This is a genomic window from Aurantiacibacter atlanticus (genome assembly GCF_001077815.2).
In the GTDB taxonomy this organism is placed as follows: domain Bacteria; phylum Pseudomonadota; class Alphaproteobacteria; order Sphingomonadales; family Sphingomonadaceae; genus Alteraurantiacibacter; species Alteraurantiacibacter atlanticus.
Map to the genome: position 1 here is coordinate 283,546 of NZ_CP011310.1, position 15,489 is coordinate 299,034.

At 56.5% G+C, this 15,489-nt stretch carries 13 protein-coding genes; 5 read left to right on the forward strand and 8 right to left on the reverse strand.

Going from position 1 to position 15,489, the window contains the following annotated elements; translation table 11 throughout:
- The first annotated feature begins 10 nt into the window (after positions 1-10).
- Positions 11-1,459 (forward strand): oligosaccharide flippase family protein, encoded by a 1,449-nt coding sequence (locus tag CP97_RS01405; protein ID WP_048884478.1) that lies wholly within the window; start codon positions 11-13, stop codon positions 1,457-1,459.
- A 25-nt stretch (positions 1,460-1,484) separates the two neighbouring features.
- On the opposite strand, the gene CP97_RS01410 is transcribed toward CP97_RS01405, so the two are convergent.
- Both CP97_RS01410 and CP97_RS01415 read right to left on the reverse strand, forming a co-directional pair.
- A complete protein-coding gene (locus CP97_RS01410) occupies positions 1,485-3,518 on the reverse strand; it encodes a hypothetical protein (RefSeq protein ID WP_048884479.1) in 2,034 nt (677 codons plus the stop codon).
- The gene (locus CP97_RS01415; RefSeq protein WP_048884480.1) at positions 3,518-3,784 is read right to left on the reverse strand and encodes a spike base protein, RCAP_Rcc01079 family; all 267 of its coding nucleotides are present in this window, start codon (positions 3,782-3,784) and stop codon (positions 3,518-3,520) included. The genes CP97_RS01410 and CP97_RS01415 overlap by 1 nt, the downstream gene beginning before the upstream one ends.
- A gap of 158 nt (positions 3,785-3,942) precedes the next feature.
- Here CP97_RS01415 and CP97_RS01420 point away from each other — a divergent pair, with 158 nt between their 5' ends.
- Positions 3,943-4,878, forward strand: a complete 936-nt coding sequence (locus CP97_RS01420; RefSeq protein ID WP_048884481.1) for a glycosyltransferase family 2 protein — start codon at positions 3,943-3,945, stop codon at positions 4,876-4,878.
- Here CP97_RS01420 and CP97_RS01425 read toward each other — a convergent pair.
- Genes CP97_RS01425 through CP97_RS01435 form a run of 3 tightly spaced genes read right to left on the reverse strand, consistent with a single transcriptional unit; the run spans position 4,872 to position 9,062 of the window.
- A complete protein-coding gene (locus CP97_RS01425) occupies positions 4,872-6,107 on the reverse strand; it encodes a glycosyltransferase (RefSeq protein WP_063612329.1) in 1,236 nt (411 codons plus the stop codon). The two genes, CP97_RS01420 and CP97_RS01425, sit on opposite strands and share 7 nt — an antisense overlap.
- A gap of 17 nt (positions 6,108-6,124) precedes the next feature.
- Complete coding sequence (locus tag CP97_RS01430) at positions 6,125-8,314, reverse strand: GumC family protein (RefSeq protein WP_048884483.1); 2,190 nt, start codon at positions 8,312-8,314, stop codon at positions 6,125-6,127.
- Positions 8,315-8,363: 49 nt separating this feature from the next.
- Complete coding sequence (locus CP97_RS01435; protein WP_227819638.1) at positions 8,364-9,062, reverse strand: polysaccharide biosynthesis/export family protein; 699 nt, start codon at positions 9,060-9,062, stop codon at positions 8,364-8,366.
- Positions 9,063-9,391: 329 nt separating this feature from the next.
- Between CP97_RS01435 and CP97_RS01440 the strand changes: the two genes are divergently transcribed.
- Positions 9,392-9,820, forward strand: a complete 429-nt coding sequence (locus tag CP97_RS01440; protein ID WP_149036396.1) for a hypothetical protein — start codon at positions 9,392-9,394, stop codon at positions 9,818-9,820.
- 2 nt (positions 9,821-9,822) lie between these two features.
- Positions 9,823-10,878 (forward strand): beta-1,4-glucuronosyltransferase WelK, encoded by a 1,056-nt coding sequence (welK, locus tag CP97_RS01445; protein ID WP_082863675.1) that lies wholly within the window; start codon positions 9,823-9,825, stop codon positions 10,876-10,878.
- Here welK and CP97_RS01450 read toward each other — a convergent pair.
- On the reverse strand, positions 10,865-12,073 hold the full coding sequence (locus tag CP97_RS01450; RefSeq protein ID WP_048884485.1) for a glycosyltransferase family 4 protein: 1,209 nt from the start codon (positions 12,071-12,073) through the stop codon (positions 10,865-10,867). The genes welK and CP97_RS01450 overlap by 14 nt on opposite strands.
- Positions 12,074-12,300: 227 nt before the next feature.
- Here CP97_RS01450 and CP97_RS01455 point away from each other — a divergent pair, with 227 nt between their 5' ends.
- Entirely contained in the window at positions 12,301-13,176 is an 876-nt protein-coding gene (locus tag CP97_RS01455) for a glycosyltransferase (RefSeq protein ID WP_048884486.1), read from the forward strand.
- Here CP97_RS01455 and CP97_RS01460 read toward each other — a convergent pair.
- Entirely contained in the window at positions 13,173-13,883 is a 711-nt protein-coding gene (locus tag CP97_RS01460) for a sulfotransferase family protein (protein WP_048884487.1), read from the reverse strand. The genes CP97_RS01455 and CP97_RS01460 overlap by 4 nt on opposite strands.
- A gap of 88 nt (positions 13,884-13,971) precedes the next feature.
- On the reverse strand, positions 13,972-15,474 hold the full coding sequence (locus CP97_RS01465) for an exopolysaccharide biosynthesis polyprenyl glycosylphosphotransferase (protein ID WP_082863676.1): 1,503 nt from the start codon (positions 15,472-15,474) through the stop codon (positions 13,972-13,974).
- Positions 15,475-15,489 lie beyond the last annotated feature (15 nt).

A 15,489-nucleotide genomic window follows, 5' to 3' on the forward strand; every position in this document is an offset into this window, starting at 1 on the left:
GCATTCTGTAATGGCAGTCGCGAGAAACAGCGCATACTCAATTGCGAGCACTGCGCTGCCGCTACTTATCACGATCGTTACCGTGCCAGTGTTCATCTCAACCGTGGGGGCTGAACGCTACGGCGTCTTGGCAGTCTGCTGGATGTTGCTGATATATGTCGGGCAGGCAGATTTCGGGATCGCGCGTGCTGCAACCCAGCGTATCGCTGCCTTGGGCAGGGGCCGCGCGGAGGATCAGATCGCAACGGCATGGACCGCGCTGGCCGCCAGCGCATTTATGGGTCTGGTTCTGGCCGTCGTAACCTACGTCCTGGCCACCTTGTATTTTGCCGGACCGCTGGAAGTGAGCGAAGAGGTACGCACCGAATTGCTGGCCTCGGCTGTCATAATGGGCGGCTGCACATTCGTGGTGACAATCTTTGCCGCAATGTATGGCTGCCTGGCAGGGCGAGCGATGTTCGGATATTCGACGCTTGGTAGTTTCGTCGGCAATTCGGCGTCGCAATTGCTGCCGCTGGCATGTGCCCTGTTTTGGACGATAGATCTCTATTATCTGCTTCTCGCCACACTTCTCGCGCGCTTTCTCGGCACACTGCCTGCCGCCTATGGGCTTTGGAAAGAAATGTTGCGCGGCCATCGCGTGAAGATCGCCCGCGATGCACTGCGAGAATTGGTGGGCTTTGGCAAATGGGTCATGGCGCTGTCAGTCACGCGACCCGCCATGGTCATGGCAGACAGGGCCTTGATTGGTGCGCAATTAGGCGCAATCGCCGTGACCGCTTATGCGGTGCCGTTCCAGATAGCCAGCCGGCTACAGATGATCCCGCGTGCAGTTCTTATTGTGCTGTTTCCGAAAATGGCAGAACTGGGGCCTGAACAATCACGCGCAGCCGCAAGGGGCTATCTCCTGCTTTTCGCGACAGGATTTGCGCCCATCCTCATCGGCCTTTCCTGCATGGTCGAGCCGCTTCTTAATCTGTGGCTTGGAAATGAACTTGATGAACGCTCCGTCCTTCTGGCGCGTATCCTCCTCCTGGGGTTCTGGTTCGCATCACTGAGCGGTGTGATGCAGAATTTTACGATGGCACGCGGGGATTCGCGATATGTTGCTGTACTTTATGTGCTGGAAGTCGTTCCCTATCTGGCGGTACTTTACGTCGCTATGGCGCAGTTTGGCTTGCCGGGAGCTGCATTGGCTTTCTCTGCCCGATATGCAGTGGAATTCATCATCATCGGCTTTCGGGAAAACATGATCGACTGGCGTTTTGTCGGCCAGATAGCAGCCAGCCTCGGCGCGCTTGTCGCATCGGTCGCTCTGCACGAAATCCTTTACGGCTGGATAGCGTCATTGGCCGCAGCCACCATTTTGGGCGGGATCGCTGCGGCCAACGCGTTTGTCCTGCTGCCAAAGGATTTCTGGCAGAGGTTATTTCAAAACTTCAGGCGATCAGAGCGCTGATCGCATTCGGTCTGGGTGCAAGACGTCAGTCCAACGCCCCCTTCGCTGCTTGCCCCTTCCGAGTTTCACCCGCGAAATCATAATATGCCAGGGGACCAGCAGAATTGGTCAGCAAGTCTCCCGCTGGCGTGAAATTGCCATTCGCAGCATCGGTATAGAGCGTATCGGTAGACCCGCCGATGGTGGTGCCGACAGAGCCAGCAGGGACGGAACCGGAAATGAAGTGGTTGTCCGCCACCTCAAGGTCAGCATCTGCCGTGGCAGACCAAGTAAACGACTTGATCGAATTGTTCGCAAACAGACAATAGGCATCCGGGTCATAATTCAAGTCGTTGCGCAAGACGAACCGCTGGCTCGCAAGGGTATTGTGCGCGACCACGACGTGCGAATGCGCGCTATTGAGCTGGCTCGCCAAATCGATGCTGGTGCTGGCATCAGTCTTGTTATGGAAGGCGTTGTTGATCGCAATCGTATCGCGCATGGCACCCGCAAAGAACAGGTCCTGCGCCACGATATCATGACCATAATTGCCGTACACGACTACGTTTTCCAAGGTGCCGGAATTGCCGCGCTGATATATGTCGGCATGAATATCGAAGGCCGTGTAAAGGCTTAGCGTCGCGTCTTTCACGTTGGTGGCAGAGAAGCCTGCGCCCTTCTTGTTAAACTTGCACAGCGAAGCAGCCCAATGGGTGTCATCTATCAGCGTAGCGGACCACCCATCAGCCGAGTAACTATTGATGAAATCGACCACGTTCCGCACCGAGTAATTCGTGTTGGCAGCGTAGTCTGCTTCAGTCGTGCCAATCGTCAGATCGGCGCTGTTGGCTCCCCAATTGATCCGAATGCCACCCACGCTGGACGTGCGCTGAATATACGCCGTGGCTTCGGGCCCGGTATAAGTGACGGTCATGGCGAGGCGATTGTCGTTCCAGAAGCGACCGTCGTGGTCCTCGACCCTGCAACCGACGACGCACAGCGCATCATTGAAAACGTCGTTATAGCAATCGCGGACATGGATACCGCGTGCAAGCACGGCATCGTCGGGGCAGTTGAACAGATTGTCGATCTCGCATTCGGTGAAATAGCTTTCGCCCTTGATCGCCCAGCCGACAAAGTTTGCCTTGTGCCGCCCGCGCCATGAAGCGGTGAAGCCCTTGCTATCAGTGATGCGGCAGCCGTCGAACCAGGGATATCGCGTGGGATGATTGGGATAAAGTTCGATGTATTCGGCCATGTCGATCACGATGCCGCTGCCGGTGAACTTGAGCGTGCCGTTGATGCGTTGTCTGCCCTTGCCTGAAAGGCCTTCAAAGTCCGGGTTGTCCGGTCCGACTATCGTTGCAGTTACACCGGGCGCCGCGTCAATCGTGTTCCATCCGGCAGCTGCGCCACCAGCCAGCACAATCTGGTAGTTCCCATCACCAGTAAAAGTGATGCGCGGGTTCTTGTAGCCAGCTGAATTCGTTGCATCGAGCGCCCCCTGAAGTGTCGTAAAGTCCGCACCGCTAGGCGCAACGGTGACGCTGCCATCGTGCAGCGTGGCGCTTGGCAAAAACACATAGGGACCAACCACGCGGCGCTGCATCGCGGCATCCGAAGGCACGGCTTCAACGTAGAGGTTCGCTTCGTCGAAATCGCCTACATGGCCAGCAGGACGCTTCAGCGTAGCCCACCAGCCCAAATGCTTCACGGTGCTGCCATTGGCATCGATGAAGCTGTGGTAGGTAGGAGCCAGCACGTCCACGCTGGCACCCTCGAAATGGAAGATCACCTTTTCCAGCCCAAGGTTGTCGAGCAGCGTGCCGCCGTTACTCGCGGCGGCAAATACGCCGACCGTCAATTCGTCGGTAAACACCTGCCAGGGCACCACCAGCAGGCGGCACGCTGGCTTGGCCGTTGTGCGGGCGGGGTCCTCTGGCGCGGAAGAAAAGCCGCTGCCAGCCGTGCCATTCCAAGCTGCGACCGGTGCGACCAGGGGTGTGGCATTTTTCTGTCGCCCCTTTCCTCCCCCACCGTTGGAAGAGCGTGCTCCGAAACCAAATCCAAGCCCTGCCATCAAGCGAGGCCCACGAGATGTTGAGCGGTAGTCCCTGTCGTGCGTACGGCGGTGGCGCGTACGTCGATGAAGCTGCCTTCTGGTAGGTTTCGAAATACGACGTCAGCCGACGAATCCAACGGTTTCAAAGTGATGTCGCCTGCAGCGCCGACATAAATTGCCTTCGTAACGAGGGCAAATGTCTGCGTATCGTGAGGGGTAATTTCAAAACAGTGCTTGGCGGGCGCCATGGGATTGTCGCGGTATTCAGCAAATTTATCCAGCATCTCATATAGTCCTTTGCGTTTTAAGGACCGATGCCGCTATGGCAGTGCGCGGTGCGTAGGAAAGGCTTTTTCTTGCCACCAGCGGCTGCCAGCCAGAGCATACAGGCTGTATGCGCGGAACGCCTCAATCTTCCTAAGCGTGTTGGGATAAGTGCCTGATGAATTCCGATAGCGGGCCTGTTGAAGTCACGGTCATTATCGTCAGCTACAACACGCGCGAATTGACGCTGCGGGCGATTGAAACCCTGCTGGCCAACGCTGGGGCAGTAGCCATGAAGGTCATCATCTGGGACAACGCCTCGAAGGATGGTTCCGCCGATGCGATCGCGGCCCGGTTCCCTGAGCTTGAACTGGTGCGTAGCGAGGAAAATCTGGGCTTCGGCAAGCCGCACAATATCCTCGCGAAGTCCATCGATACAGAGTGGATGCTGCTTCTCAACTCAGACACAGAAACGCATCCAGATGCGGTTGAGGACCTGCTCGCGTTCGCGCAGCAGCATCCTGATATGGGCATTTACGGCGGGCGGACAGTGTTTGCCGATGGCAGCCTTAATCCAACATCGTGCTGGAACCGCATGACCCCCTGGAGCATATTTTGCCAGGCTGTCGGCCTTTCGATGATGTTCAAGCAGTCCCCGGTTTTCAACCCTGAGGGCATAGGCGGCTGGCAGCGTGACAGCGTGCGCGAAGTCGACTTGGTGACGGGCTGCTTTTTCCTGCTCCGCACTGAATTGTGGCACGAACTCGGCGGCTTCAAGCCGAACTATTTCATGTATGGCGAGGAAACGGATTTGTGCATGAGGGCATCGAAACTGGGTTATCGCCACATGATAACGCCCGATGCACAAATCATGCATCTGGGCGGCGCATCGGCAACACATCGCGATACGCGCGTGGTGCAAGTCATGCGTTCAAAGGCCAGCCTGATACGCGATCACTGGGAAAGCTCGATGGTGCCGATTGGTATTGGGCTTTTATGGTTATGGATCGCCATTCGCCGGCTTGCCTCTTTTGTGCCCGGCTATGACAAGGGCAAGGCTGAAGTCTGGAGAAGTGTCTGGCGGCAGCGCAAAGATTGGCTCGCTGGTTACTGAACAGAAGCGCCGCAGGCGTCTCTCAATCCTTGCGCAAATTGCGTCGCGATAGCTGGCCTCTGAAATTTCCGCGCTTCAGCCGATCCCTGCCATTCGCGCAAATCTGCCTTCAATCTGGCTTCATTCGCACAAAGGTACCGCATTGCCTGAGCAATCGCCGCTGGATCATTCGCGTCGACTGAAATGGCGAAGCTTTTCTGGTCGAAATAGCCATCGATGGCCGTACCCTTGGGATAGATGACGGGTGCTCCTGCGAAGAGGGCTTCGAGAAAGACGAGACCGAATGATTCGCGGTGTGAGGGAAGGACAAGTCCTGTCGACCCGTACAATGCCGAGCGAACATCTTCCCGCTCCATCGCTCCGGCAAGTGAGATCTGCGGGACAGATGCAATTTGAGCCTGTGTTTCGGATACGTCGATATCGGAGCCTCCCCCGATGATGCGCAGGCGCGGGGCGCAATTATCGACGGCGAGTTTCCGTATCGCGGCCACCATGCCCGAAAGGTTCTTGAGCCTGCGGTTTTTCAAGTGAAAAACGCTTACCAATCCGCTCCCAGTGATTTGCGGGGCGAGGCATTCATCAAGATCAGTCGGACAAGGCAGAAAGCGCGCAGGTCGCCCAAGCTGGCCGAGTTTGGCCTCAGCATCCTGCAATGCCCATGGGGTGAAGGGAAAAACGACCTCCGCATTATGCAGGACGTCGGCAAAATTTGATCGCAAGTCCGGGCGATATTTTAAAATCTTGGAATCGGTATTGCCTTGCAAACAGACCGCATAAGGCAGGTCTAGCTGACGAGCAGCCTCACGCACTGCGATCCCTTCGATGGTCAATTTGTGTGCGACCAGCAAATCGGGACGCTCTTTCGTGGCGACCAGTTCGCTCAACCATCTGCCGACTGCTTTTAGCATGGTGGCATGGAGGATACCCTTGCCCGGTGCTGTGTAACGGGCCGCTGTTCCATAGGAAAATGGCTGACTGGAAATGAGCGTCCGCCTTGCCGGCTTTGCCTGGGCAAACAGCTTGCCAAGGTCACGCACACGCGGTGACCTTCGATTTATCGATACGACATGATGATCGAACTGATTATGCGTCAGATCTATCAGATGGCGGATTACCGGCGTTTTCGCCTCATCGAGGCTGTCTGGAAAATCGGTGCTGAGATGCACTATTCGCAATAGCTTGCCAGACGGTTGAATGCGGCTGCCATTCGCTTGAGCGCTTTCAGCCATTTCTCTGTATCCGTGGCCTAATCGTCAGCCTTATATTCGTAATAGCGATATTTGTAGTCATAAGACTGACCCGCCTCGAGAGACTTGAACTTCGTCAGAACTATCCCTGCAGGCTCCACGCCTACTTCGCCCAGACGACGGATAGTGGCACGGGTTTGCGCGGCGCGCGACCTGTTGGCCTCGACGATGAGCAGAACTGCATCGACATAGCGCGCAAGCATCGGAGCATCGGCCAGACCCAGCAAGGGCGAACTGTCAACGATGATCGTGTCGTATTTCAGGCGGAGCTGAGCCAGCAGTTCCGGCACCAGTCCCGAAGACAGGACAGAAATCGGGCTATCCGGCCTTTCCGAAATTGGCAATAGGTCGAAGCCACCGTCTGCGCCCTTGATGATGGCGCTATCCAACGGTGCGCGTTTAAATAGCGCATCGATCAGGCCGGCGCTTTTATTCTTCGTAATGCCAAGCCTGCGGGCAAGGGCAGGACGGCGCAAATCCATATCGACAAGCAAAGTCTTTTTACCAACTGCCGCATAGCGCTGCGCAAGTGCGATAGAGGTTGTTGACTTTCCTTCGCCTACCTCCGCACTGGTGATCTGGATGATCTCTTTTCCGTCGCGCAGGACATTATAGTCAAGCGTCGCGCGTATAGAGGAGTACGCTTCGCTCAGGATGCTAAACGGGTTCTCCAGCGCATCATCGAGGTTCTCGGTGATATGCGGCGTCTGGCCCAGTGCCTTCACCCCAATCCGCGTTTCGATATCGTCAATCGAATAGAGCTTGTCATCCAGCGTTTCACGCAAGACTGCCAGTCCGCCAGCAAGGGCAAGGCCGGCGGCAAGGCCCGCAATGAGATTACGGAGAAGATTAGGCGAGCTAGGAGAGGATGGCACACTGGCGGGGTCCAGCTTGGTGAGGCTGCTGGTCTGCAACGTGGATGCAGCGGAAAGCTGATTGTAGCGCGCAAGGAGGCTGGCAAGCTGATCGCGCAATGCACTGGCCTCGCGGTCGAGCAGCGAGAGTTGCACGCGCCGATCCTGCTCATTGAGCGCCTCATCAGATACGCGCGATACTTCCTCACCCAGGGCCTGCTCCTGTTGCAATGCAATGCGATATGCACTGCGAAGGCTCTGCTTGATCTCGTTTTCAGTCGTCTGCAATTGCGATTGAGTCGTTTCGATCTGGGCGCGCAGTTCCTGCAGCGGCGGATATTCGTCTTGATAGCGCTGGCTCAAATCAGAGAGTTGACCGCGCATCGTGGCCAATTGGGCGCGCTGAGCCTGCACTGCGCCGCTGGCCTGGACTTCGGGTATCCGGCCAGCGGGCACATTTTCGACGGCGCGCCAACGTTCTTCGGCCTCGATACGGGCAACACGCGCCTGCGTAAATGTGGCATTTATGCTGGCAAGATTGGTGGCCGTTAACGTTTGGGTTTGGCCCGAATTCGCTCCATCTTCACTTCCCACAGGGTCAGGCATGGCAATAAGGCCATTGGAGCGCGCATAGCTATTGTTCTCAATTTCGCGACTGCGAAGTTCCTCGCGTATTTCAGCGATCTGTTTCTGCAAAAACTCCCGTGCAAACTCGTTTGTCTCGGAAGTATCCGAGATACCACGTTGCACGAATGTATCTGCATAGCCGGTGGCTATGCGCGCTGCGAGACGTGGATCAGTCGAAGCAAAGTTGATTGTCATGATGCGGACGTCATACGGCGTCTGCGCGCTTACACCTCCACGCAAGATTCCCGCAGCAGCGTTACGCCGCTGGTCTAGCCACGCCTCCTCTGTCATATTTTGCGGCCGCCCCTGTTCGAGCATTTCGCCGAGCAGTTCTTCGCTGTCATAAAGATTGAGGTTGTCGACGACGCTCATGGCCATCGAACGGCTGACGACCACGCCAGCCAGCGTTTCCATGTGCCGCGCCACTTCGTTGGTGGAGATGTAGGGTTCGAGATCCTGGCCTTCGATGATCGAGGTGCCCGGAGGTTGATACACTACTGTCGAAGAAGCCTGATAAATAGGGCGCGTCAGCAAGGTTATGATGAGTGCCGCCAGCAATGCCAGTGCAACTGCGCCAATGATTATAAACCGCTGGCGCCACAGAATTCCGCGGATCGTTGCAAAAGTGAAGAAACTGCGAGAGGCGGTGCCATAAGCGCCATTTGGACTTTCGACCGCCGTATCCTGCGGAAGATAGCGGTCTACCATTGGGGCGGGCCCATCGTCTGCTAGCATTCTCGAAGTCATCAGTCTCTACTCAAAATCGTGTGAAAAGGGCGAACGCGGGGATCGCCCTGAGAGCGTCCTGCCACAGGACTGAAAGTGAATCGGTGCCGACCACGATCCGATCGCCGGGCTGGAGAACGGGATCGAGCATCTGTCCAGACTGCACGGCACGATAATCGAACTTTGCGATATGGATACCTTCGGGAGTGTCCCGAAAGACTGCGATTTGTTCGATATCAGCTGTCCGTTCCGGTCCGCCAGCAAGCGAGATGCCTCCAGACAACCGCGTCCCCGGCTGGAAACGATAGAGGCCAGCGTCTTTTACAGATCCTTCCACCGTGACCATGTGGCTGGCATATTCAATGACGTTAACCGAGACTTCGGGATGACGCAGATAGCTGGTGCGAAGTTTGCGTTCGACCACTTCCTCGATCTGGGCCGGCGTCATCCCGCCAACACTGAGCGTTCCGATAAGTGGTAGGGACACGTTCCCCGCGGCTGAAATCGGCACCCGATCAACAGACATCTCAGCTTCGCGAAAGACCGACACCGAAATGACATCGGCAGGACGCACTGCGTAGGTATCTTCAAGTCGGGTTTGATACCTGTCCTGACCAAGCGTCGACACAGGTTGGGATGTCGCTATACCGGGAGTGACGTCAGGCCCTGAAGCGCAGGCAGACAAAAGCAAGCTGGCGATGCCCGCCAAGGGAAAATACTGCCACTTCACGCCCAAATTTCCTTGCTCTGTTATTTTTCCCGCAATACCGATGCCACGGGACAACCCTTAGTAATACAGTTAATTGCTAGACGTGCACGCCTCCCAGCACAAGGGTTATCACTGCACTGCAGCACCCGGACTGGTAAGTGTTGTCTACTAGTGTAAAGCGCATCTGCAATCGGCAGTTAAAGGTTCTATCGCGCGACATGACGTGGGTTTCTGTAGTGGCGCTCCCCCTATATGCGTGCGTTATATTGGCGTGCTGCTGGGCAGGGTTTGTATCGCACCGCCGGTCTCGGTCCGCCTATGAAGGTCTATCCTGGCTTGGCGTCGCAGCTTTGTTTGCACTTCTCATGATTGCACGCGTGCTGGCGTGGGAAAATCGCGCCCGTGAATATCTGCGGGCATGGGCAGAAAACTCTCACATCTATCAGGACAGGTGGAGCTTTCAGGCGCCGATCATGGCTGTTGGGATCATACTGATCTGCCTGTTTGTGCTGGCCTGCTGGTGGAAACGACCCCGACCGTGGCACGATCCGCCGCAGCGCTTCCTGCGCTATGCTATCATGGCGGCGTTTTGCATGGCGCCGCTTTACGCACTTCGTATCGTTTCAATGCACGCCTTTGATCGTTTCCTCTATTCAGGTCCGATAAGGCTTAACTGGCTGGCCGAGGCCGCCATCGTCCTCGCGGTCCTGACCTGCGCTGTATTTACCATCAGGCATTTCGCTAGAAATGCTCACCGAACCGGTCGCCGGAAACCTTAGACATGGCGAAGAAACCGCATGCAGAACGCCGCAATGCCCCATTGCTATGCCTTGCCGCCTCCGGTGGCGGGCATGTGCGCCAATTGCTTGACCTTGAAGGTTTCTGGAGCGCCTATCCGCACTTTTTCGTTACCGAAAACACTGCGCTCGGCAAATCCATTGCGCAGCAACATGACACCGAATTTGTGCCGCATTTCGCCTTGGGCCAATCTCGGCTCGGGGCAGGTATGCGCATGTTGAGGGGCGCGGTCTCAAGCTTCTGGCAAAGCTTTTGGATAATTCGTCGAAGGCGTCCCGAAATCGTGCTGACAACCGGTGCAGGATCGCAGGTTTTTATTGTATTGTGGGCAAGGCTGCTCAGCGCCAAGATAATCCTGCTCGACAGTTTCGCGCGGTTTGACAGGCCAAGTGCCTTTGCCCGCATGGCCGGGCCGCTCGCGCATGTGCGGATTGCCCAATCGCGCAAATCACAGGAAAACTGGCCGGGCAGCCTTCTGAGCGATCCCTTGCGGCCCATTGAGGTTACCGAGACGACCAAACAGGATCTCGTTTTCGCCACAGTAGGGGCGACACTCCCGTTTCAACGTCTTTGCGATCTCGTGCTCGCCGCCAAGCGCGACGGGCTGATATCCGAAGATGTGATCCTGCAGGTTGGCGATATTGAAACATTACCCGATGCGCCAGCCGGAGTGCGGCTGGTGCGAGCCTTGGACTTTGCAGAGTTGCAGGAGCTTTTACAGCAAGCGAGCATCGTAATCTGTCACGGCGGCACCGGGTCGATACTGACGGCGCTTCGGGCCAATTGCGCCACGATTGTCATTCCGCGACGCTTTTCGTTGGGAGAGCATTATGACGATCACCAGTCGGAAATTAGCGAAGTCTTCGAGCAACGCGATCTGGTGCTGTCGGCACATGATGGTGAAAGCCTTACAGCAGCGCTTCAGCTTGCGCGCACTATGAAAATTAAGCCGGTAACGACAGATTATTCCGAATTGATCGCAGGCCTGCATCACTACGTGCAGACCGGCGATCCGGCGCTCCAGCTCAGTCCGCAGTAGAGCGCGTTGCGCATCTTTTGAGTAGTTGCGCGCGCTGCGCTCCGACCACCGCGTATTCGAATTGGGCTGCGGCCACTTCGGCATTCTCACCGAGCCGGGCGCACAATACCGGATCGTCAGACAAGCGCTGAAATGCTGTGGCAACTGCTTCGCTGTCTCCGACTGGGATGACAATCCCCGTGTCGCCATCCCTTGTCAGGCGGGCAGCGCCCATCGGAGTGGTTACGGCAGGCAATCCGCAGCTTGCCGCCTCATAGGTCACCTGCGGACCGCCTTCTTCATGGGTTGGAAAAACGAACACATCGCATTGCCGGTAAAACGCAGCAATGTCGTCCACATGACCGAAATGAGTGATACGCGCATCAGCAGCGATTTGTTCGTCGAACCACTTCTTCAAAGATTCATCGATCGAACCGGCGAACCAAAGCTCCCCATCAATTCCCGCCGCGTTCCATCCATCCAGCAATTCATGAACCCCTTTGCGGACGTTGATCGTGCCAACATAGCAAGCTCGGAAAGGGCGCGCTTTCGATGGGGGCGCGGGGCGTGCGGCAAAGCGAGCCTTGTCCCACCCGAAGCTTGTCGGCAGAATTTTCTGTGCAGGGATGCCCAAGCGTTTCAGCCCCGCTTCAACCTCGGGATTGGAAGCGAAAATATAGTCATGCAGGGCCAGTTCCTCATTCTCGCGCGCGACCATTTCATCGGTGAGGCCGTGATCGGGCGCGATGCCCGCCTCGGCATAAGCTTTATCGAGCAAAGGCTTGGCCGTAGCGAGCGGGCTGTTGATCATTTCCCGCACGCAGACGAGACCGCGCGCGCGGGCTCTCAAAACAAGATCAGCAGGAACATTGGGCCAGAAATACGCAATCGCGTCGGACGGCGCACGGTCAATCGCTTCGGCAAATGCGCGACTGTGGCGGCGAATTGCCGAGCTGCCGATAAAGCGCCACGGCAGCAGCCGATGGATCAGTCCTGCCGATTGATGTGTTTGTATCTGGGAGGGAATGGGAATGCGCGCACGCACGACATGAAGATGCGCGTCAATCCCCTCTTCAGCAAAGCCGGCCAATATCCGAACACAGCTTTCAGCCGGGCCCCTGCCCGAGTAGCTATGCGGCAAATAGACAAGGCATTGCATGACGGATCCATAGGCAGCGGTGAAGTATCGTCGGCGATTGGCAGGCTGGCGGTTCATGGTGAATTCGCAGGTTGCACGCGCATTGCAAGGGCGAATTTGCGCTTTCAAGGGTCTGCCGTTTTCGATAGGATGCCGCTCTGTTCCGGCTTGAAGGCAGTTTGGCCAGATGCGTCAAATGCGCAAGACTGCTTCATGCACCTTGGCAGGCGACAAGCTGACGTGCGAATTTTCAAGATGCCCCATTGCCCTTCCAAGCCTGTCAAACCCAAAGCGACGGAACCTGCGTGCTCACCATAGTCATACCAGCCTATAACGCCGGGTCTTTTATCGGCGAAACCTTGCAATCACTCGAATCGCTTGGCGAAGGATTTGCCGGTGCAATCGTGGTGGATGATGGTTCCAGTGATGACACCAGAACAGTTGTTGGCCAGCACCCCCAAGTGCGGCTTGTCAGTCAGAAAAATGCCGGGGTTTCGGCTGCCCGCAATCACGGTCTGTCGCTGGTGGAAACCCCTTTCGTGTGGTTCCTTGATGCAGATGACATTCTCTTACCATCAGCGATCGAACACGCCCTCGCAGCCTTTGCGCAATATCCTGATGCGCCATTCGTTTATGGTAGTATCGAAGAAATCGACAGCTTTGGAAAGTTGCTGAAGAAGGTTCCTCTCCAGCCGGGGCTGCAGGACCTCGACATGGTTTTAAACGGCGCAATCCCACGGCCAAGCCAGACTGCATTTTCGACCGCGCACATCCGCGCAGCAGGCGGGTTCGATACGAGTTTGTCGCTGTGCGAGGATTTCGAACTATATACCAGGCTGCTTGCCGATGGAGCGGAGGCATATTGCCACGGCCATCCGGCGGTCCGTTATCGCAGGCACGACGGGCAAGCGACACACCGGGTATCGGCGATGATGCAAGCCTCTTTGGGCGTGGTGCGCAAGGCCGCGGGCGAGAGCGATACGGCAGCCGCGCTCGAGCGTAGCTGGGAAAGGCGGCTGGGTGGCTATATCCCCATTGAAGTTTTGCGCCACCTGTCCGCTGGGCGATTGGAGCAAGCACGCTCAGCCCTGATGATTTACCTGCGCGCATTTCCGGCAAGCGCGCTAGGCACACTGGACATCATGAAGAAGAGGCTGAAAGGCACTCGTTCCCGGCCCTAAACTGCATAGCCGTAACGTTCAGCGACTTTGACCAGTTCGGGATATTCAGGGTAGTTTGCGAGCTTACGCTGCAATTCCTCATCAGGATCAAGCAATCTGACAGGCCGCGCATTGGCCGATTGCGAGACGATCCGGTAGGCCTTTTCGCAGTCCACATCGAACCATTCGCTCAAATCGGAAAGCTGTTGGTCGACACGCTCTATGACCACGCGCTTGTCGGTTATGGCTTCGCAGCGCGTATTCCAATCAGAATACCAGCGCATCGAATCGCGCAATGGGTCTCCGGTAAATTCGAAGTGCTTTTGGGCGAACCGCGTAAACTTGGCCCTGACCCTCGTCACGGCATCGGTGGCCTGCTCCAAATGCTCAAGATCGAAAAAGTGGCAGCTGAATAGCGATCTTATGACTGCGAATGGGTCCCTGACAACATGGACCGCGGTGACTTCGTCATCGGGCAGGAAAGGGACTGCGAGCCATGATGCATCGCATTGCGCATCGGGTTGGCGCCGCGTGTTATACAGCGTCGGTCCCTTCACGGTGTAATAGCCCTCATGCGAGCATGAAAGGCCGGATGCTGTCAGCAGTTCTGAGAAATAGGTGGTGCCGGACCGCCCCGTGCCGATGATCACGAACTCGGGCTTGCGGGAATATATGAGGCTTTCGGCGACTTTCGCATATCCACGCGGAGTTCGTAGCAATTTCACCATCGAGTTTGTCAATCCTGCCTGTATACTTGCGGCCCTTAACACGTCACATGTTTCGCGCCAGATCCGAGGTCAAATCCTCGCTGATCGCCTAGAACGCACGATCATGAATGAGCACCCGGGCAGTTGCAAACACGATTGCTATATCGTGCCACAGGCTCCAGCCGTGAATATACTCCAGATCCGATAGCAGGCGGTCACTCAAATGTTCTTCGGTATCGGTCGCACCGCGATGGCCGCGCACCTGCGCAAGGCCGGTGATGCCAGGACGCAGGCCGTGGCGCTGCCAATATCTGCGCTCCACCTGCCAGAACAGTTTGTTGCCAGCCCTGGAGCCAAGCGCATGGGGGCGCGGACCGACGATTGACATATCCCCGCGCAGCACATTGAGCAGCTGCGGCAGTTCATCGATACTTGTCTTGCGAATGAAGCGGCCAATCCGCGTCACACGTTCATCTTCCTTCGATGCCGAGCGATTACCGTCGGCATCACCGATACGCATGGAACGGAATTTGAGAATATTGAAGAACTCATTGCCGCGCCCCATGCGGCGCTGGATGAAAAACACCGGGCCGCCATCTTCAAGTTTGATAAAAAGCGCTGTCAGCAGCATCACCGGCGCAAGCAGAACAAGGGCTGCGCCTGACACGGCGAGATCGAACAGACGCTTGGCCGCTCTTGCCCGCATGCCGAGCTGTCCGGCAGAAACCTTAAGCGCCGAAATACCCGCATCATCATGATGGACAACACCGAGTGCGCCGATTTCACGTGACAAGAGATGCACGACTTCGCCGTGGACGCCCGTGCCTTTCAGAACTTCCGACCAGGCAGCGCGCTGACCTTCTTCGCAGCTGACGATCACCTCATCCATATTGCGCAAATATTTGCTCAACCGGTCAAGCGTGATCGGATCTTCCATATCAGGCGCAAGTCCATGCTGCTCTGCGCGAATGTGGTAGGCATGGGGCAAGGTGAATTGCGGACCGCCAGCATGAATGACCAGCTTGTTGATCGGGCTGGGCCCGAAATGTCGCACGATCAGCTTTGCAGCGGTCACGCGCATGACCACAATGCCCAGCCCGGTCATCGCAATGCCAGTCACGAAGACAAAGCGCGACAGGTCAGCATTGCTCTTTACAAAGAATGCCAGAAGATTGAGCAATGCGGCCGAAAGGGCCAATGCCATGATTGCCTTGAAAGAAGTAAATTGCCAATCGGTGAGTGATCGCCTGGAATAGGTGCCATTATACAGTGCGATCGTCAGATAAAGCGGCAGGATCACATAGGCTGACAGCATCCCGCTTTCGAGCCGCGCGATATTGGTGAGGGTGCCGAAGAAACTCACGGAAACTGCGTAGAAGCTGCCGAGGATAATAACCACGTCACCCAGAAGAAGCGCGAGATATGCGCGCAGCCGCAAGGTCGCGAGCGAACGCGCCAATCCGTTTTCTGGTGCACGCGAAAATCGCTGATCCCGCGCATTTTCTTCGGAAATATCGTCGCCGAACAGAAAGAATAAAGGCTCAACAGCCTCATCCGTTCTCCCGTCGAGCGATTCAGGCTCGACAATCCGCAGATTCACATTTTCTGCCATTTCATGTCAGCGCCC